Below are 19757 nucleotides of genomic sequence, written 5' to 3' on the forward strand. Positions count from 1 at the left end.
CTAATCGCGGACTATATCACATAGATCTTATTCATTGCCATTCTTGATAATAAATTCACAATTTAAGAGAAATTATTTTCTCTAGCCTAATATTCACCAATTTAGAATAAATAAATCATGTTTGTGTGACAAGTAACAGTAAAAAAAAAGATCCTTTACTTGCAAAAATGGTGCACTTTATTAAACTTCCAGATCTATTGTGGTAAAAAGTGTCTAAAAGTGGATCTTTTTGCCAAAAAGAACAATAAATGACAATAAAAGTGGATAATTTCTTAATTAATTTAGGGTTTACTCGTCATGTTGCGTAGTGCAAATGCCATAAATATTGATACCAAGGGAAGGATCGCCATGCCAACACGTTATCGTGATGGTTTGATCGAGTCCTGCCAGGGACAATTTGTGTGCACTATCGATCTGCAGTCTCCCTGTCTATTACTTTACCCATTAAATGAATGGTTAGTGATAGAAAAAAAATTAAGCACATTATCCAGTACCAATGACGTTGAACGTCGTGTTCAACGTTTGATTTTAGGTCATGCGACCGAGACTGAGTTAGACAAAGGTGGGCGTTTATTAATTGCGCCTACGTTACGAAAACACGCAAAATTACAAAAAAAAGTGATGTTAGTCGGCCAGTTTAATAAGTTTGAATTGTGGGATGAAGATATGTGGCAGCAGCAAGTTGAAGCTGATCTACTCGAAGGTTTACCGACTGGTGACCAATTAACAGAAAGTTTAAAAGGATTCTCACTGTAATGGCAGAGCATATCACGGTTTTATTAGATGAAGCGGTTAACGGTTTAGCGCTTAAAGAAGATGGTATTTATGTCGACGGCACCTTTGGGCGTGGTGGACATTCTCGCTATATTTTGGACCGATTAGGTGAAAATGGGCGTTTAATTGCTATCGATAGAGACCCTCGCGCAATCGCGGTGGGTGAAGAGTTAATGAAGAAAGATCCGCGTTTTACGATTATTCATGGGCCATTCTCTGGCTTAGCTGAATACGTAAAAGAGCTAGGCCTTGCGGGTAAGATCGATGGTGTATTGCTCGACCTCGGTGTTTCATCACCACAACTTGACGACGCTGAGCGTGGTTTTAGTTTTATGCGTGATGGCCCATTAGATATGCGCATGGATCCGACTTCGGGTATCAGTGCTGCAGATTGGTTAGCAAAAGCGGATGTTGAAGATATTAGCTGGGTATTAAAAACCTTTGGTGAAGAGAAGTTTGCTTACAGAATTGCACGCGCAATTGTCGAAGATCGTGAAGAAAAACCTTTCTTACGTACCTTAGATTTAGCACAACTTATTGAGCGCCTTTGTCCTAAGCGTGAAAAGAAAAAGCATCCAGCAACGCGTAGTTTCCAAGCGATCCGCATCTATGTAAATAGTGAACTAGAAGAGATCCATAAAGTATTAGACGGTGCCTTAGATATTCTCGCTATTGGTGGACAACTTTCGGTGATTAGTTTTCATTCATTGGAAGATCGAATTGTAAAACGCTTTATTCGTAAGCAAGAGAAAGGGCGTGAATATCCTGCAGGATTGCCACTCACGGATGCACAGATGCAATCGGGAAAAACATTAAAAGCAGTAGGCAAAGCATTGAAGCCAAGTGCGCGTGAAGTGGATGATAATCCTCGTGCACGAAGTTCTGTGCTGCGTGTAGCGCTTAAAATTGCGCAGCCAGAGAGCGAATAATTGACTGAATCACGTGATAATTTGTTGTTGCTAATTGTCGCTGATTTACGCCGCCACTTTGTGGTGGTGATATTCGCAATTGTTCTGTTACTAAGCGCGTTTTATAACATTTTTTTAACTCATGAAACTCGTAAATTAGCGACTGAAAAAGAACACTTAGCGCAGCAAAAAGATAACTTAATGATCGAATGGCAAAACTTGCTTATCGAAGAGCACACCTTGGATGAGCATAGTCGAATAAGACGTATTGCAAAAAACAAGTTATCGATGGCACAACCGACAAAAAATAATACAGTCTTAGTGGAAGTACCATAAAAATGAAACGGATTCAGACTAAAAAAAGAAAAGCAAAACAAGCCCAGCCTAGAAAAGTGTATCATGCCTTTTCTTCATGGCGTTTTGTGTTTGTTTCTATTGTAGTCGGAATCATTGCGCTTCTGCTGATCACTCGCCTTGCCTATATTCAGGTAATTGAACCTGAATACCTCACTCAAGAAGCAGATAAACGTAGCTTGCGTGTTACCCAGTCTGTGACTCATCGTGGTAATATTTCTGATCGCCATGGTGAGGAACTGGCTATTAGTGTTCCGGCTTATGCTATTTGGGTTGATCCTAAAACAGTCAAAGAGTCTTACGCATTTAACGATCAACAATGGCAGGAAAGTGCTGTCGAAAATACTCGCACCGGTAAAACAAGATATACCAAGAAAAAATTCTTCGAGTCTAAAAAGTGGCCCGCTTTAGCTGAAGTATTAGATGTTAAGATGGAAGACTTAGTTCGCATTATTGAACGACCTAATGCACGTTTTGTTTATCTTAAACGCCAGGTTAATGCCCCTATTGTTGATTATATTAAACAGCTTAAATTAGCGGGGATCTCCAACCAATTAGAATCACATCGTTTTTATCCTACGGGAGAAATCAATGCCAATATTATCGGTTTAACCGATCTTGATGCACAAGGGATCGAGGGGATTGAGAAAACCTATAACAACTTCCTACAAGGCCAAACGGGTAAAAACCGTGTTCGTAAAGACAGACTTGGCAATGTAATAGACCATATTGAAGTAGTAAAAGAGAAAAAAGCGGCGGGTAACCTACAGCTAAGTATCGATCAACGCATTCAGGCAGTTGCATATAGTCAGCTTAAACGTGCAGTTAAAATTCACCAGGCGACATCTGGATCAGTTGTTGTCGTCGACGTGAACACCGGTGAAATTTATGCAATGGCGAACTTTCCTTCGTTTAACCCTAATGATCGTAGCCAGTATCAACCTTATAAATTAAGAAACCGTGCGATTACAGATACCTTTGAACCGGGGTCAACGGTTAAACCGTTGGTGGTTGCGAGTGCACTTGCGCATAAAAAAACCGATGTTGATGAAATAATTAATACATCACCAGGGTGGATGAATATCGGTGGTCGTCGTGTTCGTGATGGCACAAATTTAGGTAAGATCGATCTTGCGATGATCCTTAAAAAATCCAGTAATATTGGGGTAAGTAAATTAGCATTACGTCTACAGCCGGGTGAATTACAGCAGACCTTTGCTGATTTTGGTTTGGGTAATGATACCGGTATTGGACTGATTGGTGAGAGTATGGGCCGTTTACCACTACGCCATCGTTGGTCTGACTTTGAGCTAGCTACGATGTCATTTGGATATGGTATCACAGCCACGACATTACAAATTGCTAAAGCTTACGCAATTCTAGGCAGTGGTGGGAAACAATACCCACTCAGTATCTTAAAAATAGATAATCCAGGTGAAGGTGAGCAGGTTATTCCAAGAAATATCGCCTTGGAAGTTGTGCATATGATGGAAGGAGTCAGTGAACAAGGCGGCACAGCGCGTAAAGCGCGTGTTGAAGGTTACCGAATTGCAGGTAAAACGGGTACCTCGCGTAAAGCTGAAGCTGGCGGGTACGGTGACGATTATGTCTCAATTTTTGCAGGTATTGCACCTGCAACTAATCCAAAATTCTCAATTGTTGTGATGATCAATGAACCACAGGGAGACCGCTATTATGCCGGTGATGTTGCTGCACCGGTTTTTTCAGCCGTGATGCAAAGTTCACTGTTATTATCGCATATTCGTCCTGATGACGAAAATAACCGCTATACCCTGTTGGACCAATTAAACGATGCTAAATAAGACCATGTCAAATCAAACTATCCCGCCATTAACTGAGCTTTTATCACCGTGGCTATCGCTGCCGCGATCATTATCAATTACATTAGCTGGCATGACGCTTGATAGTCGTCAAATCACAAAAAACGATCTGTTTGTTGCATTACAAGGCGCCTTATTAGATGGCCGTGAATTCATCCCTAATGCGATTAAATTAGGTGCTTGTGCGGTTTTATCTGAAACCAAGCAATCTGAAAAACATGGCTTAATCACTGAACAAAATGGTGCGGTCATTATTCATTTTTATCAGCTACCCAAAATACTCAGCAAACTTGCCTCTCGTTTTTATTTTCCTGCCGCCGACTGCCATAAAGTCATTGCGATTACAGGTACCAACGGTAAAACCACCATTGCAACCTTATTAGCTAATAGCCTTACGCTATTAAATCAAAAAAGTGCACAGATGGGCACCATTGGAAACGGCCTATTTGGCGAATTAAGCGACAGTTTAAACACTACATTAGATCCGTTATCGGTGTTTAGTTGCTTAAGGGATTATCACGTAAAAGGTGCAAAATATACGTTGATGGAAGTTTCTTCGCATGGACTAGCGCAAGGCCGAGTTAGTGCATTACCTTTTCACAGTGCAATTTTTACTAATTTAAGCCGTGATCACCTCGATTACCACGGCACGATGCAAGAGTATGCTCAAGCAAAAAAAATGCTATTTGATGAGTTCCCATTACAACAGCGCATTATTAATTTAGATGATGAGGTCGGGGGAACTTGGTTAGCCGGTTACAGCGATGCAATTACCTACAGTGCAATGGGTAAACGAACTGATTCACATCGTTATCTATCTGTTAATAATGTTTCCTATTTAGCACAAGGTTTATCATTTAAGTTTGAGTCTTCTTGGGGTAATGGTTCTATTATGGCGCCTTTTTATGGTGATTTTAATGTCGCTAATCTAGCCGCTGTTATTACTCAACTGCTTGCTGAAGGATTTACTATTGCTGAAATAGAAAAAACCATCCCTCATTTAGATACTGTTGCAGGGCGTATGGAGCAATATTACTTTTCTCAACAACAAAGTACCTTTGTTGTTGATTATGCACATACACCCGATGCGTTAGAAAAAGCCCTTGTCGCACTAAAAAAGCACAGTAAAACTGGTCGTTTAATCTGCGTTTTTGGTTGTGGTGGTGATAGAGATAAAGGAAAACGCGCGGAAATGGCAAAAATAGCTGAAGCCTTTGCGGATAAAGTGATTTTAGTTGATGATAACCCCCGCACCGAGCCTGCCGAGCAGATAATGCAAGATATATTATCTGGCTTTACACAACCGCAACAGATTGATTGTATTCATGATAGAAAGCAAGCCATTGTAAAATTGTTAGCAGATAGCCAAGAAAATGATCTTATTTTAGTGGCAGGTAAAGGCCATGAAGATTATCAAATTATTGGCGAAACACGTATTGATTATAGCGATAGACTGTTATTAGCCTCGTTACAACATTTAGAAAATAAAAAGACGGATTTATGATTCCACTCACTTTAGCTGAAATAGCAACGGCAACTGCAGGAAAATTACTCAATAGTAATGAGTCGCAGCTGTCTATTAATAGCGTCTGTACTGATACGCGCAATATTGAAGCGGGTTGCCTATTTATTGCATTACAAGGCGAGAGCTTTGATGCGCATAATTTCCTAACAAATGCACAACAAGCGGGCGCTAGTGCATTGCTTGTTCATCAGAAAACAAGTTCTGAGTTACCTACAATTTTGGTAAAAGATACACGTATTGCATTAGGTTTATTAAGTGCTTACGTAAAAACAAAAATAGAAAATTTAAAGTGTGCTGCGATAACAGGTAGTAATGGAAAAACCACCACCAAAGAGATGTTAGCTGCGATTTTAGGCGTGTTTAGTCAGTCAGAAAATAGCGTATTAGCGACAGCGGGTAATTTTAATAATGATATTGGCTTGCCATTGACGTTACTGCGTTTAACAGAGCATCACCGTTATGCCGTCGTTGAACTCGGTGCTAATCACCAAGGTGAGATTGCTTATACTGCAAACTTAGCGAAACCAGACGTCGCGTTAATTAACAATGTCATGCCTGCACATCTTGAAGGGTTTGGCAGTATCGAAGGTGTTGCTAACGCAAAGAGTGAAATTTGGTCAAGCTTAACGAAATGTGGCACCGGCGTTGTTAACCTTGATGCAAAATTTTCAGAGACGTTTATTAAGCAATTAAATGCTCAACAAAGCCAGCTGTTTACCTTCTCTCAAACAGATACTGATGCAACTGTTTATGCAAGTGATGTGACCTATGACCCATTAGGAAACGCAATATTTACGCTTAACTATGAGCATAGTAAAGAGCAGGTTTGCTTGAATATTGCAGGTAAGCATAATGTCAGTAATGCATTAGCTGCGACAAGCATGGCACTCGTTTTAGGTTGTGACTTACACCATATTCGTCAAGGTCTTGCTAATTTAAAACAAGTAGCGGGGCGTGTGAACAGCACTCAGGTGAACGATAATCTGTTATTAATTGATGATAGTTATAATGCTAATTCAGCATCACTAAAAGCAGCGATCGACTTGTTGATGCAGTGTTCGGGGGAAAAATTACTGATTGTTGCTGATATGGGAGAACTTGGTCAATATGCAGAGCAAGAGCATCGCAGTGTCGGTGAATATGCTGCAGAAAAAGGAGTTAATTTACTATTAACTGTTGGTCAATTAACGCAGTTTACACATCAATCTTTTAGTAGTTTAAGCGATCAAAGCTCGGTTCACTTTGCCGATAAAGCAGGGTTAAAAGCATACTTAACACCTTATTTACAAAAATCTAGCAATAAAAATTTAACCATTTTAGTTAAAGGCTCTCGTAGCGCTAAAATGGAAGAGATTGTTGCTTTCATAAAGCAACCTCAAATAGGATAACCCCATGATAGTTTGGTTAGCAGAGCTTTTTTCAAGCCATTTTTCTTTTCTTAACGTATTGACCTACCTGTCGGTACGTATGGTCATGGCTGTTTTAACAGCACTTGCATTTTCACTTTGGGTTGGCCCGAAACTAATACGTTTCTTACAAAGCATGCAGATTGGACAAGTGGTACGCGATGACGGCCCTGAATCTCACTTTAGTAAAGCGGGTACACCAACCATGGGTGGGTTGATGATACTGGCTGCGATTACATTATCAACATTGCTTTGGACTCGTTTAGATAACCATTACGTGTGGATTGTACTGTTTACTACCATCGCATTTGGTGCGATTGGTTTTATGGATGATTACTTAAAAGTAGTACGTAAACACCCTGATGGGTTGATCGCGCGTTGGAAATATTTTTGGCAATCGGTCACCGCAATTGTACTGGCTATTATCTTAATGGTGACTGCTTCAAGCCCTGCCGAATTAACGTTTGTTGTGCCATTCTTTAAAGAATATATGCCCTATTTAGGTTGGTTATTTATCCCGTTAGTATATTTCACTGTGGTGGGAAGTAGTAATGCAGTTAACTTAACCGATGGTTTAGATGGACTGGCAATTATGCCAACGGTAATGGTCGCAGCGGCTTTTGCATTAATTGCCTATCTCACTAGTCATGTTAATTACGCACATTACTTATATATCCCTTATATTCCTAAAGCGAGTGAATTAGTGATTATTTGTGGCACCATTGTGGGCGCCGGATTAGGGTTTCTATGGTTTAATACTTACCCTGCACAAGTGTTTATGGGCGATGTTGGTTCATTAGCGTTAGGTGCCTTGTTAGGTGTGATTGCGGTATTAGTTCGCCAAGAGATCCTACTGGTTATTATGGGGGGGATTTTTGTTATCGAAACACTGTCGGTAATTTTACAGGTTGGCTCTTACAAACTCCGTAAACAACGCATTTTCCGTATGGCACCGATTCATCACCACTATGAGAAAAAAGGTTGGCCAGAGCCACGTGTTATTGTGCGTTTTTGGATCATCACTATTGTGATGGTATTGATTGGTCTTGTTACTTTAAAAGTACGTTAATATGGCACAACAAAACGTTGCCGTATTAGGCTTAGGCATTACCGGATTAGCCACCGTAAACTATCTATTTCAGTCGGGTTATCAAGTGACTGTTTTTGATACCCGCGCGCAGCCTCCAGGTGAAGATAAATTAGCGCCGGGCGTCACCTTGATCAAAGGGGCGCTTTGCGGTGAAAAATTAGCTGAATATCCGCTGATTGTTTCAAGCCCGGGTATTGCGCTTGCAACACCTGCTTTACAATCTGCTATCAAGGCGGGTTGTAGGGTGATTGGCGATATTGAACTGTTTGCACAAAAACTTAAAACCTCAGCTTATCAGCACGCTAAATGTGTCACCATTACTGGTTCTAACGGTAAGAGTACGGTGACCAGTTTATTAGGTGAGATGGCAAAAGAAGCGGGCATACGTGTGGCTGTCGGAGGCAATATTGGTATTCCTGCCTTAGATCTCCTCTCTCCCGATATTGACCTTTATATTCTAGAGCTTTCTAGTTTTCAGCTTGAGACAACTCAGTCATTAGATGCAGATATCGCAACTATTTTAAATGTGAGTGAAGATCACCTCGATAGGTATGATTCATATCAGCACTATATTGATACTAAACAGACCATTTACACTCAGGCAAGAGTTGCGCTATTTAACCAACAAGACGCGTTGACCTATGTACAGGACAAGCAACAACAAACGACAAATTTTGGTTTTTCTGACGCTGACTATCAGATAGCTGTAGATAACAATAATCACAGTTACCTAGCAAAGGGAGAACAATCACTTCTAGCGGTAAGCGAGCTGAAATTGAGTGGTAAGCATAATTGGCTAAATGCATTAGCTGCGCTTGCGCTTGGTGAGGCGGTTGCTTTAAATATGCCATCAATGCTGAATACGTTGACCACTTACAGCGGACTTGAGCATCGTTGCGAATTTGTTGCACAGGCGCAGGGGATACGTTGGATTAACGATTCTAAAGCGACCAATATTGGTGCAACTCAAGCGGCTTTACTCGGATTATCTGAAACTATCAGTGGCGATGTACACCTTATTTTAGGGGGAGATGGCAAAGGGGCTGACTTTAATGAATTGCTGCCATTTTTGACCGATATTAAAGGCGAGATTTGTTGTTTTGGCGCGGATGCACAAAAAATCAATCGGGCTGCCCCGATTGCTCACATTGTTGATGATTTAGCGTCAGCAATTAAACACATCAATACCCATGTGCAACAAGGCGATCTGGTTATTTTAAGCCCCGCTTGTTCTAGCTTAGATATGTACCCAAATTTTATGGCACGTGGGGATCACTTTAAGGCCCTGGTTAACAAACTTATTTTGAGTGAAACATGATACAAAAGTTACGTGCTCTCTTTACTTTTGATGATATTAATCAGCCCTATGACAAACCGCTCTTAGTGGTTGTGTTAGTACTGATGTGTATCGGTATGGTGATCGTCGCTTCATCGTCCATACCAGAAGGAATTGCAATCTCTGATGACCCATTTCGTTTTTTGAAGCGTCAAGTATTGTACGTATGTATCTGTTTAGCTCTGATCGCTGCCATAGTGAATGTCCCATTTTCATTTTGGTATGACCGGCAAATGCTGATATTAGCATTGTCATTATTGGCACTTGTTGCAGTCATACTGATTGGTACTGAGGTAAACGGGTCATCGCGTTGGTTACGTTTAGGGCCTATTAATGTGCAGCCCTCTGAGTTTGCGAAGTTAGCGATTGTACTTTTTTTAGCAAGCTATTTAGTTCGCCGCCAAGAGGAGGTGGTTGATACCATTAAAGGGTTTATTAAGCCATTAATTATCATGAGCATGTTTGCTGGTTTACTGATGTCGCAGCCTGACTTAGGTTCAACGGTTGTTATTGTTGTGATCATGATGGGCATGCTGTTTATTGCGGATGCTAAATTAATTAATTTCATCAGTATTATTGTCGCCTTGTTAGCGGTGATCGTATTGTTGGTGGTTATCTCGCCTTATCGAATGGCACGTGTTGTTGGTTTCCTTGACCCGTGGGCAGATCCCTTTGGGCGAAGTTATCAATTAACCCAATCATTAATGGCTTTTGGTCGAGGCGGTTGGTTTGGCCAAGGGTTAGGAAATTCAGTACAAAAGCTGGAATATCTACCAGAGGCGCATACAGACTTCATCATGGCTATTCTTGCAGAAGAACTTGGCTTCATCGGCGTAAGTATCGTTATTATTTTAGAATTTATTTTAGTTTATCGTGCATTTTCAATTGGTAAAAAAGCACTCGCATTAAAAACACCTTTAGTGTTTGCAGGTTATGTTGCGATTGGTATCGCTATCTGGTTTTTCTTCCAGACCGCAGTAAATATCGGTGCAGCTTCCGGTATTGCACCGACTAAAGGTTTGACACTCCCACTGGTTAGTTATGGTGGTTCGAGTCTTATTTCAATTGCGATTGCGGTGGCATTGTTATTACGTATTGATTTTGAAACGCGCATTGCAGCTTCGCCAATTCGCTTAAAGAAAAGCCCCACGAAAAAGACAAAAACTGAGATTGAAAAAGATGCAGATGAAAACGAATAAAACATTGTTGGTGATGGCGGGAGGTACTGGAGGGCATGTTTTTCCTGGGCTTGCGGTGGCTGATAAATTAAAAAAACAGGGCTGGAAGGTTAGTTGGTTAGGTACTGCAGATCGGATGGAAGCGCAACTAGTCCCCGAGCATGGCTACGAAATTGATTTTATAGATATAGCGGGCGTTCGCGGTAATGGCTTAAAACGATTATTAATGGCACCGATTCGCATTATTAAATCTATCCTGCAGGCAAGAGCGGTGTTAAAAAATAGAAACATTGATTTAGTGTTAGGCATGGGCGGTTTTGCTAGTGGGCCCGGTGGTATTGCAGCTTGGACGATGGGGATTCCTGTATTATTGCATGAGCAAAATGCAGCAGCTGGATTAACTAACCGCATTTTAGCGCGCTTTGCTAAAAAGGTGCTGATGGGTTTTGATGGCGCCTTTACGGATAAAAAAGCGATTTTAGTGGGTAATCCGGTACGAGAAAGTGTGCTTAAGTTGCCAGAAAAGGTTATTTCTGAGCCACAACAGTCCCTTAAAGTATTAGTGGTTGGTGGTAGCCTAGGTGCGAAAGTATTAAATGATTTGTTGCCTGATGTGATTGCTACATTCGAGAATGATAGCGTTTCAGTTATTCATCAAACCGGTAAAGGTAAGCTTGCACAAGTTCAGGATAGTTACGCAACGAGCTGTAAACAGATAAATGTTGATGTACAAGAATTTATTACGGATATGGATGCAAGTTATGCATGGGCCGATCTCGTTATTTGCCGGGCGGGTGCGTTGACTGTTGCTGAGGTTGCCGTGGTTGGTTTACCGGCCATATTCGTTCCTTTGCCGCATGCTGTTGATGATCATCAAACCAAGAATGCGCAGGATTTAGTGAGCCAAGGGGGAGCAGTATTAATCCCTCAAAAACAGTTAAATGCGAAAAAATTAAGTGATTATTTACAAGCATTCAGCCAAAATAGGCAGTTATTGATTGATATGTCTGAGCAATGTAAAAAAGCAGGGATTGCGGATGCAACTGAGCGTGTTGCACAAATATGTATAGAGACAGTTAATTCACACAAATAAAAGTAAATATTAGCATGTAAATTTCTGCTATTTATTAACAATAGAGTCTAATTACTCTGTATTAACGAGTATTAACGAGTAATAACGAATAAAAAAAATAAGTGACCGACGAATTATGAAAAAAATTGAACTTGCAAAAATACGCACCATTATTCCTGAAATGCGCAGGGTAAAACAGATTCATTTTGTGGGTATTGGCGGTGCCGGTATGGGTGGTATTGCAGAAGTGCTTGCTTATGAAGGTTATAAAATAACGGGTTCAGATATAGCTGAAAACTCAGTTGTCGAACGATTACGTTCAATTGGTGCAGAAATCTTTATTGGTCACCAACAAGAAAATATTTATGGTGCTTCTGTTGTCGTCGTTTCTACGGCAATCAATCCTGAAAACCCAGAATTATTAGCAGCACAACAAGCACGTATTCCGGTTGTTCGACGTGCTGAAATGTTGGCTGAGTTGATGCGTTACCGACATGGTGTTGCAGTTGCAGGCACCCACGGTAAAACCACCACAACAAGTTTGATTGCCAGTATTTATGGTCAAGCAGGCTTAGATCCGACCTTTGTTATTGGTGGCCTTTTGAACAGTGCCGGAACCAATGCAAAATTAGGACAAAGTCGTTATCTGATTGCCGAAGCTGATGAGAGTGACGCATCCTTTTTACACCTTCAGCCGATGGTTTCAGTGGTCACTAATATTGAAGCGGATCATATGGATACCTATCAAGGCAGCTTTGAAATATTAAAAGATACCTTTGTTACTTTTATCCAAAACTTACCCTTTTATGGTACGGCGGTGGTTTGTTTAGACGATGAAGTGGTTGAAGAGTTGATTCCACAGTTTGCACGACAATGTGTTACTTATGGTTTTCATGAAAAAGCAGATGTACGCATTTCAGGTTTTAAACAGTCAATGAATCGCAGCGAATTTACTGTACATCGTGTTAACCGCGAGGACATTACAATTCAGTTGAACCTGCCTGGTAAACATAATGCATTAAATGCGGCCGCGGCGATTGCTGTTGCTATGGAAGATGAAATTGGTGATGAAGCCATTATCCAAGCATTCTCAGAGTTCGAAGGCATTGGTCGTCGTTTTGAGCAATATGGTGAATTTGAAACGGGTAATGGTAAAGCGATGTTGGTTGACGATTATGGTCATCATCCAACAGAAGTGCAGGCAACCATTAATGCAGTACGTGAAGGTTGGCCAGAGAAGCGCTTAGTGATGGCTTATCAGCCACACCGTTATACGCGAACTCGTGATCTCTATGAAGACTTTGCGCATGTTTTAGGACAGGTCGATCAGCTCTTGTTACTGGATGTTTATGCTGCAGGCGAAGCGCCTATCGCCGGAGCAGATAGCCGTTCTTTATGTCGCACAATACGTCAACATACAGACAAAGAACCCATTTTTGTTGCGTCACCCGAGGCATTACCTGCTGCACTGGCACAGGTTATTGGCGAAGGTGATATTGTATTAACCCAAGGCGCAGGAAACATTGGTGCAGTGGTAAAAACATTAGCAGATTTAAAGTTAGACATTGAAAAAATGAAATTAGTAGGCGAAAAATAATGAGCATTAATTTTGGCAAGGTTGCGGTTTTATTAGGTGGTAACAGTGCGGAACGTGAAGTGTCATTAGCATCTGGTAACGCAGTTTTGAAAGCACTCGTCGACCAAGGTATTGATGCGATCGCAGTAGACCCTAAAATTGATGATATTACGTTATTAAAAAAACAGGGTTTTGAGCGTGTATTCATCGCACTGCACGGACGTGGTGGCGAAGATGGTGTGATTCAAGGTTTCTTAACCACATTAGGCATCCCTTTTACCGGTTGTGATGTTTTAAGCTCTGCAATTGCAATGGATAAGGCCAAAACTAAACAGATTTGGCAAAGTTTACAGTTACCGACTGCAAAATATCAAGTTATTGTCAAAGAGTGCTTTGATGAAAGTGAGTGTGCCTCTATAATAGCTGACTTATCTGGTACGGTAATGGTGAAACCGATTAATGAGGGTTCTAGCATTGGTATGGCAAAGGCCAGCAATGCTCAACAACTGAAAAGTGCATTAATTGAAGCCTTTAAGTTTGATAATAAAGTGCTCGTTGAATCATGGATAACAGGACCGGAATATACGGTTGCGTTACTTAATGGTAAAACATTACCCGCTATTCGCATGCAAACAAAAAATGAATTTTATGATTATCAAGCTAAGTATCAATCAACAGAAACACAGTATTTTTGCCCGTGCGGCTTAGAAGAAAATAATCTCGCAACGCTAAACCAAATTGCTAACGAAGCATTTGAAGCAATTGGTTGTAGCGGATGGGGGCGTGTTGACTTTATGCAAGATGCACAGGGCAATTGGTACTTATTAGAAGTGAATACAGTGCCTGGCATGACGCCAACGAGTCTAGTACCAAAGGCTGCGAAACAGGCTGGTTATAGTTTTGAGCGATTAGTCGTAGAAATTCTCAAGCAGACTTTATAAGTAACGCATTATGTGGGAAAAACTAAAACAGATAAATGTAGCTAGGTTAATAAGTGCGCTTTTTTTTATCGGCTTACTTTATCTGTTGCAGTGGAGTTACTTTAGCTTAAAAGACTGGTTAACCGATGAAAAATCAGTGCCATTAAGTGCATTGATTTTAACGGGTGATAATACCCATGTTCAGTTTGATGACGTACGTAATGTGCTCATTCGGCAACAAGATAGACTTAATTTTTTTACTGTTGAAATCGCTCAGATTCAAAAAGAGTTAGAGGATATGCCCTGGGTATATTCTGTTTCAATTCGTAAACGCTGGCCAGAAACGTTGAAAATCCATATTGTTGAACAATCAATTGTTGCAGTTTGGAATGGCAAAGCATTGTTAAATCGTTTTGGCGAGATAGTGGACGCACCACCAGAATCAGCAAAACAAGAGTATGTTGAACTATACGGTAATGATGAGCAAGCGGGTGATGTGTTAACTACTTATATGAAATTGCACCAACTGTTGAAAGTAAATCAGTTTGATATCGCTTCATTAAGCAGCGACCGCAGACAAGCGACTTCATTAACGTTACAAAATGATATTGTATTACGTTTAGGAAAAGAGCAAAAGCTGGATAGAGTTCAGTCGTTTTTAGCAGTTTACCCATTAATAGGTAAAAAATATGATGTAAACAAGATTGATTACATCGATCTACGATATGATACTGGTTTTGCAATAGGCTGGAAGAGCGACAATCAGTCAGTTAATTAAATGATGTTAAGGTATAACTAGAGTATGGAAAATGATTACACCGTTGGTATAGATATTGGTAGCCATAAAATTGTCGTTTTGATTGGCGAGCTGCTTGCGAATGAACAAATTAACATTGTAGGTATCGGTGAATCTTATTCAAAAGGTGTGGATAAAGGAGCGGTCACAGACCTAGATTCTGTTGTTATTGCTATCAAAAAAGCATTAAAAATAGCAGAAGATATGGCTGATTGTCAGGTTTCTTCGGTTAGCTTATCCATTTCTGGTGCACATATTGAGTCATTAAATGAATCTGGTACATGGGCTATCTATGAACACGAAGTAAAACCCTATGACATTGAAAGTGTTATTCATAATGCGCGCTCTATTAAATTACGCGATGATCAACGTTTGTTACATGTTATTCCTCAGGAATACTCAATTGATTCACAAAGTGGTATTAATAACCCGTTAGGTTTATCTGGTATTAAGCTAAAGGCAGATGTGCATTTAATCACTTGTCACAATGATTTAGTTAAAAACTTAGAAAAAGCCGTTGAACGCTGCCATTTAAATGTCGATCAATTAACTTTCTCTGGCGTTGCATCAAGTGCGGCGATACTCAGTGAAGATGAAAAAGAATTAGGTGTCTGCGTTGTTGACATGGGCAGCGGCACTATGGATATCTCTGTTTATATTGCCGGGGCATTACGCCATAGCAGTGTATTGGATTATGCCGGAAATTCAGTCACCAATGATATCGCGATTGCTTTTAGTGCACCGCCAACTTCTGCTGAAGAAGTAAAAATAAAATATGGCAGCCTATCAAAAGATGGCATTAGTCCTGATGAAAAGATTGAGCTACCTAGTGTGGGAGGGCGTGCTAGTCGTTCCCTAGAGCGACATACATTAATTGATGTCGTTGAGCCTCGTTATAGCGAGTTATTAGGTTTAGTCAAGAAACAACTGTATACCCTAGGTTATGCATCTGATCCCGATGGGTTAAAACAACAACTTGCTGCAGGCATTGTTATAACGGGTGGTAGTGCACAAATCAGAGGATTGGTTGAAGTGGCAGAACAAGTTTTTGATAGTATGCAAGTTCGTATTGGCATACCACAAAATGTAAAGGGATTAGCAGATGATATCGCGTCTCCTGTTTATTCAACTGCCCTTGGTTTACTACGTTACAAAAATGATGAATATAGCGAAGGCCAGGAAGAGCTTGAAGAAAATCGCTTTAGCCAACTTTTAAATAAAGTTAAAAGCTGGATAAAAAAAGAATATTAGTGGGTATCTCAATACCGATGGAGGCACATCATGTCTGATGATTTAAATAAAGTGGAAAAAGACCAAATGTTTGAAATAGTTGATGAAGAGTACGAACAACAAGCTGTAATAAAAGTCGTTGGTGTTGGTGGTGGTGGCGGTAACGCTGTTAATCACATGATAGACCAAGGTTTGATGGGCGCTGAGTTTATTGTTATGAACACTGATGCTCAGGCATTGCGTAAATCAAAAGCGACAATTCGCTTGCAACTTGGTGCGTCAATTACGAATGGCCTTGGTGCGGGTGCAAACCCTGAAGTAGGTTATAAATCTGCACTTGAAGACAAAGAGACAATCCGTGAAATGCTAACCGGTGCTGACGTTGTGTTCATCGCAGCAGGCATGGGCGGTGGAACAGGAACGGGTGCTTCACCTGTTGTTGCTGAAGTGGCAAAAGAACTGGGTGCTTTAACGATTGGTGTGGTATCTAAACCGTCATTCTTTGAAGGTAAAAAACGCATCAATTATGCAAACCAGGGCATCTCTCGCCTTTCTGAGCATATTGATTCACTGCTTATCATCCCAAATGATAAGTTACAGAAATCATTACCTAAAGGTGTTACTTTCTTGGGGGCTTTAGAAGCTGCTAATGGTGTTTTATATGATGCTGTTTCTGGTTTCTCTGCCATTATTAATAATGAAGAAAGCACAATCAATATCGATTTCGCCGATGTACGTACGGTGATGACCGAAGCGGGTACAACTGCTGTGATGGGTATTGGTATTGCATCTGGTGAAGAGCGTGCAGAGGAAGCGGTTGAACAAGCTATCTCATGCCCACTACTTGAAGATGTTGATCTTTCTAACGCGCGTGGTGTACTTGTACATATTGTTGCGGGAATGGATTTTGCTTGGGATGAATATGAAACTGTGGGTGATGCATTGCGTGAATTTGCATCTGAAGACTCGCAAATCATTATTGGTGTAACCGTTGATCCAACTATCGATACAGCTGACCTACACGTAACAGTTATTGTTACTGGTCTAGGCGAACGTAAATCAGATTTAACAGTAGTGAAAAACCCTACGGTTAAAGCTGAGGCTGCTGTGTTGACAGAGACTGTAGCTGAAGCAGTTGAAGAAAAAGTTGAAGATGAAGTTGTAGAAGAACCCGTTGTTGAAGCTGCAAAGGTAGAAGGTAGTTATTTAGACATTCCTGCTTTCTTACGTAAGCAAGCAGATTAGCATTAACGGTTGTGTGATTTTTGTTCAGTTTGTGATGTAAATCTCAAACTGGTATACTATCACCAATATACAAAAAATAAGTACAAAGGAGATACGATGATTAAACAAAGAACGTTAAAGCAAAGTGTTAAATCAACTGGTATTGGTTTACATTCTGGGAATAAAGTGACGATTGAGTTGCACCCTGCACCTGCTAATACAGGTATCGTCTATCGTCGTATCGATCTTAACCCTGTCGTGACGTTTAAAGCGCACGCACAAGCGGTGCAAGAAACGTTACTATGTACGTGTCTAGTGAACGATGACGGTCAGAAAATATCGACGGTTGAGCATCTTTCTGCTGCACTTGCTGGTCTTGGTATTGATAATATTATTATCGATGTTGATGCGCCAGAAATTCCAATTATGGATGGTAGTGCTAGTCCGTTTATATTTTTATTACAATCTGCCGGTATTGAAGAGCTTAACGCAGCGAAAAAATTTATTCGCGTTAAAAAAACAATTCGTGTTGAAGATGAAGCAGAAGGTAAATTTGCTGAGTTACGACCTTCTAACAAGGGTTTCAGCTTAGATTTTAAAATTGATTTTGATCACCCTGTATTTGAAGGTCAAAACCAACATATTGAGATGCAGTTCTCTGGTGATCTATTTGTTAAAGAGATCAGCCGTGCACGTACTTTTGGTTTTATGAAGGGTGTTGAACAACTTCAAGCAAATAATCTAGCGTTAGGTGCAAGCTTAGATAATGCAATTGGACTTGATGAGTTCCGTGTATTAAATCCAGATGGTCTTCGTTATGAAGATGAGTTTGTTAAGCATAAAGTATTAGATGCTATTGGTGACTTATACCTTTCTGGTTACACCATCTTAGGTCACCTAACAGCGTTTAAAACCGGTCATGCACTAAATAATAAACTGTTATGTGCACTACTTGCAGATCAAGAAGCATTTGAAATGGTTACTTTTGAAGAACCTGTGAGTGAGTCACCAGTGCAATACATCGAACCTGTATTGGCTTTCTGAGAATACTTACCATACTAAAACTTAATCCTGCAAATTTGCAGGATTTTTTTTGTTCTTTTTTTGGCGCTATTTTTTTGAGAATTGAGCAAGAGATTGAAGTGCTTTTTTAAGCGCGGGTTCGGCATCATCAGCCATCGCTAAAAAGCTATCCGCGACATCTGAAGGCATCTTACTTGCACGTTTTTTCACCCTGTTTTTATTCTTTTTAGGGATATTTTTAGTAATTGATAAACGTGGATTGACCTTAATATTAATTTTTAACAATCCAGGTGAAGCTTGTCGTAGTAAGCTTAGTAGGTCATTACGCATAAATTGCAAGCGAACCATCCAAGTAGCATTGGGGATTTCTATAAGCAAGCTCCCATTTTGTAAATTACCTAGACGACAGCCATCGATATTATGTTGTTTCAAAAAACTTTGTAGTAGACTGTCTAGCTTGGTGAAAAGGGGTTGGTTATATTGCAGCTCACTCTTTTTAAGTAGTTGAGCCATCGGTTTTGGTTGGCGGCTTCTATTCATTTATATCTTTCAATAGTGAATTCATAATTATGAGTATAACGGTAATCTATTCAAGAGAGGAACAAGATCATACTTTTTCCTTCACAAAAAACAGGTTTCTGTTGATCCCTTTTCTTTTTATTACATTATTTGCCGCAAGCACGTGGTTTATTCAATCCTATTATAAAAATCAACTTGCGCAATTTAAAATCGATGCGTTGAATGATAACGATATTAGTAAAGATAAATACCTGCAGCTGATTAAAGCGCAAAGCGACCAAAAGTTGATGGTACTAAGCAGTAAAGTGGGTGAGCTAGAGGCTAATATTGAGCGATTAAATATGCTTGGTGAACGTATCATTGAAAAATCAGCATTACCGAAAGAGGAATTTGATTTTGAAGCACTTCCTGCTTCGGGTAAAATAGAAAGTGTTGCAACGGATGATAGTTTTCAATCCTCTGTGTTATTAAATGATATTGAAAACCTTGATCAACATCTGATAAAAAAAGAAAAACAGCTGCAGCGCCTTGAAATTGCAATTAATAATCGCCATTTGCTTGATGAGCTATATATTTCTGGACGCCCAGTTAAAGGGAAAGGTTCTTGGATATCATCACTTTATGGGACACGTAAAGACCCTTTTTCTGGTAAATTAAGAAGTCATCGTGGGGTTGATATTGCAGGTCCCGCTGGTATGCCATTAATTGCAACTGCTGCAGGTGTGGTCGTAGAAGCTGGTCAGCGAGGTGGTTACGGGTTAATGGTGGAAATACAGCATGGTAATGGCTTAGCCACGCGTTATGCACACGCTATTGAATTAACGGTTAAAGTAGGGGAAATAGTTAGTAAAGGACAACAGGTTGCTGTAATGGGGAGTACTGGACGTTCGACGGGGCCCCACATACATTATGAAGTATTAAAAAATGATAGACAGGTAGATCCCGATTATTATATTCACCGCGTTGCGGGTTAGTCAGAAAACAA

18 protein-coding genes are annotated in these 19757 nt (G+C 40.3%); 17 read left to right on the top strand and 1 reads right to left on the bottom strand.

The genetic code is table 11. The annotated features are described in order from the left end of the window. Positions 1–297 precede the first annotated feature (297 nt). The 16 genes from mraZ to lpxC all read left to right on the top strand — a co-directional run bounded on the left by mraZ (position 298) and on the right by lpxC (position 18274). Entirely contained in the window at positions 298–756 is a 459-nt protein-coding gene (gene mraZ, locus QQK09_RS04600) for a division/cell wall cluster transcriptional repressor MraZ (RefSeq protein ID WP_284202950.1), read from the top strand. Then, complete coding sequence (gene rsmH, locus QQK09_RS04605; RefSeq protein WP_284202951.1) at positions 756–1703, top strand: 16S rRNA (cytosine(1402)-N(4))-methyltransferase RsmH; 948 nt, start codon at positions 756–758, stop codon at positions 1701–1703. Before mraZ ends, rsmH begins: the two co-directional genes overlap by 1 nt. Beyond that, positions 1704–2018, top strand: coding sequence for a cell division protein FtsL (ftsL, locus tag QQK09_RS04610; RefSeq protein WP_284202952.1), 315 nt, complete (start codon positions 1704–1706; stop codon positions 2016–2018). 2 nt (positions 2019–2020) lie between these two features. After that, positions 2021–3859, top strand: a complete 1839-nt coding sequence (locus QQK09_RS04615) for a peptidoglycan D,D-transpeptidase FtsI family protein (protein ID WP_284202953.1) — start codon at positions 2021–2023, stop codon at positions 3857–3859. Positions 3860–3863: 4 nt separating this feature from the next. Then, a complete protein-coding gene (gene murE / locus QQK09_RS04620) occupies positions 3864–5381 on the top strand; it encodes a UDP-N-acetylmuramoyl-L-alanyl-D-glutamate--2,6-diaminopimelate ligase (protein ID WP_284202954.1) in 1518 nt (505 codons plus the stop codon). After that, positions 5378–6790, top strand: coding sequence for a UDP-N-acetylmuramoyl-tripeptide--D-alanyl-D-alanine ligase (locus QQK09_RS04625; RefSeq protein ID WP_284202955.1), 1413 nt, complete (start codon positions 5378–5380; stop codon positions 6788–6790). The genes murE and QQK09_RS04625 overlap by 4 nt, the downstream gene beginning before the upstream one ends. Positions 6791–6794: 4 nt before the next feature. Further along, positions 6795–7877, top strand: coding sequence for a phospho-N-acetylmuramoyl-pentapeptide-transferase (gene mraY, locus QQK09_RS04630; RefSeq protein WP_284202956.1), 1083 nt, complete (start codon positions 6795–6797; stop codon positions 7875–7877). A gap of 1 nt (position 7878) precedes the next feature. Beyond that, positions 7879–9216 carry a UDP-N-acetylmuramoyl-L-alanine--D-glutamate ligase gene (murD, locus tag QQK09_RS04635; RefSeq protein ID WP_284202957.1) on the top strand — a complete coding sequence of 446 codons (1338 nt, stop codon included), beginning with the start codon at positions 7879–7881 and terminating at the stop codon, positions 9214–9216. Further along, positions 9213–10433 carry a putative lipid II flippase FtsW gene (gene ftsW / locus QQK09_RS04640; protein ID WP_284202958.1) on the top strand — a complete coding sequence of 407 codons (1221 nt, stop codon included), beginning with the start codon at positions 9213–9215 and terminating at the stop codon, positions 10431–10433. Before murD ends, ftsW begins: the two co-directional genes overlap by 4 nt. Continuing rightward, positions 10420–11505 carry an undecaprenyldiphospho-muramoylpentapeptide beta-N-acetylglucosaminyltransferase gene (murG, locus tag QQK09_RS04645; RefSeq protein WP_284202959.1) on the top strand — a complete coding sequence of 362 codons (1086 nt, stop codon included), beginning with the start codon at positions 10420–10422 and terminating at the stop codon, positions 11503–11505. The genes ftsW and murG overlap by 14 nt, the downstream gene beginning before the upstream one ends. A gap of 115 nt (positions 11506–11620) precedes the next feature. Continuing rightward, a complete protein-coding gene (gene murC / locus QQK09_RS04650; protein WP_284202960.1) occupies positions 11621–13081 on the top strand; it encodes a UDP-N-acetylmuramate--L-alanine ligase in 1461 nt (486 codons plus the stop codon). Next, entirely contained in the window at positions 13081–14001 is a 921-nt protein-coding gene (locus QQK09_RS04655) for a D-alanine--D-alanine ligase (RefSeq protein ID WP_284202961.1), read from the top strand. Before murC ends, QQK09_RS04655 begins: the two co-directional genes overlap by 1 nt. A 10-nt stretch (positions 14002–14011) precedes the next feature. Next, positions 14012–14758: a cell division protein FtsQ/DivIB gene (locus QQK09_RS04660; RefSeq protein ID WP_284202962.1), complete on the top strand. Its 747-nt coding sequence runs from the start codon at positions 14012–14014 to the stop codon at positions 14756–14758. A gap of 24 nt (positions 14759–14782) precedes the next feature. Further along, entirely contained in the window at positions 14783–16027 is a 1245-nt protein-coding gene (ftsA, locus tag QQK09_RS04665; RefSeq protein WP_284202963.1) for a cell division protein FtsA, read from the top strand. A 30-nt stretch (positions 16028–16057) separates the two neighbouring features. Further along, positions 16058–17251, top strand: coding sequence for a cell division protein FtsZ (gene ftsZ, locus QQK09_RS04670; RefSeq protein ID WP_284202964.1), 1194 nt, complete (start codon positions 16058–16060; stop codon positions 17249–17251). Between the two features lie 96 nt (positions 17252–17347). Beyond that, on the top strand, positions 17348–18274 hold the full coding sequence (gene lpxC / locus QQK09_RS04675) for a UDP-3-O-acyl-N-acetylglucosamine deacetylase (RefSeq protein WP_284202965.1): 927 nt from the start codon (positions 17348–17350) through the stop codon (positions 18272–18274). 66 nt (positions 18275–18340) lie between these two features. Here the strand turns inward: lpxC and QQK09_RS04680 are convergent, their stop codons facing one another. Continuing rightward, positions 18341–18793 (bottom strand): DciA family protein, encoded by a 453-nt coding sequence (locus QQK09_RS04680; RefSeq protein WP_284202966.1) that lies wholly within the window; start codon positions 18791–18793, stop codon positions 18341–18343. Between the two features lie 29 nt (positions 18794–18822). Between QQK09_RS04680 and QQK09_RS04685 the strand changes: the two genes are divergently transcribed. Further along, positions 18823–19746, top strand: coding sequence for a M23 family metallopeptidase (locus QQK09_RS04685; RefSeq protein ID WP_284202967.1), 924 nt, complete (start codon positions 18823–18825; stop codon positions 19744–19746). The last annotated feature ends 11 nt before the right edge of the window (positions 19747–19757 follow it).

It is taken from the genome of Psychromonas marina (assembly GCF_030161115.1).
Classification (GTDB): Bacteria; Pseudomonadota; Gammaproteobacteria; order Enterobacterales; family Psychromonadaceae; genus Psychromonas; species Psychromonas marina.

Excerpts from the sequence above, each read along its gene's own strand:
- QQK09_RS04655 (WP_284202961.1), top strand. The coding sequence starts at position 13,081 with ATGAGCATTAATTTTGGCAAGGTTGCGGTTTTATTAGGTGGTAACAGT.
- QQK09_RS04685 (WP_284202967.1), top strand. The coding sequence starts at position 18,823 with ATGAGTATAACGGTAATCTATTCAAGAGAGGAACAAGATCATACTTTT.
- ftsA (WP_284202963.1), top strand. The coding sequence starts at position 14,783 with ATGGAAAATGATTACACCGTTGGTATAGATATTGGTAGCCATAAAATT.
- murE (WP_284202954.1), top strand. The coding sequence starts at position 3,864 with ATGTCAAATCAAACTATCCCGCCATTAACTGAGCTTTTATCACCGTGG.
- QQK09_RS04625 (WP_284202955.1), top strand. The coding sequence starts at position 5,378 with ATGATTCCACTCACTTTAGCTGAAATAGCAACGGCAACTGCAGGAAAA.
- murG (WP_284202959.1), top strand. The coding sequence starts at position 10,420 with ATGAAAACGAATAAAACATTGTTGGTGATGGCGGGAGGTACTGGAGGG.
- QQK09_RS04615 (WP_284202953.1), top strand. The coding sequence starts at position 2,021 with ATGAAACGGATTCAGACTAAAAAAAGAAAAGCAAAACAAGCCCAGCCT.
- QQK09_RS04660 (WP_284202962.1), top strand. The coding sequence starts at position 14,012 with ATGTGGGAAAAACTAAAACAGATAAATGTAGCTAGGTTAATAAGTGCG.
- murD (WP_284202957.1), top strand. The coding sequence starts at position 7,879 with ATGGCACAACAAAACGTTGCCGTATTAGGCTTAGGCATTACCGGATTA.
- mraZ (WP_284202950.1), top strand. The coding sequence starts at position 298 with ATGTTGCGTAGTGCAAATGCCATAAATATTGATACCAAGGGAAGGATC.
- ftsW (WP_284202958.1), top strand. The coding sequence starts at position 9,213 with ATGATACAAAAGTTACGTGCTCTCTTTACTTTTGATGATATTAATCAG.
- QQK09_RS04680 (WP_284202966.1), bottom strand. The coding sequence starts at position 18,793 with ATGAATAGAAGCCGCCAACCAAAACCGATGGCTCAACTACTTAAAAAG.
- mraY (WP_284202956.1), top strand. The coding sequence starts at position 6,795 with ATGATAGTTTGGTTAGCAGAGCTTTTTTCAAGCCATTTTTCTTTTCTT.
- murC (WP_284202960.1), top strand. The coding sequence starts at position 11,621 with ATGAAAAAAATTGAACTTGCAAAAATACGCACCATTATTCCTGAAATG.
- ftsZ (WP_284202964.1), top strand. The coding sequence starts at position 16,058 with ATGTCTGATGATTTAAATAAAGTGGAAAAAGACCAAATGTTTGAAATA.
- rsmH (WP_284202951.1), top strand. The coding sequence starts at position 756 with ATGGCAGAGCATATCACGGTTTTATTAGATGAAGCGGTTAACGGTTTA.
- lpxC (WP_284202965.1), top strand. The coding sequence starts at position 17,348 with ATGATTAAACAAAGAACGTTAAAGCAAAGTGTTAAATCAACTGGTATT.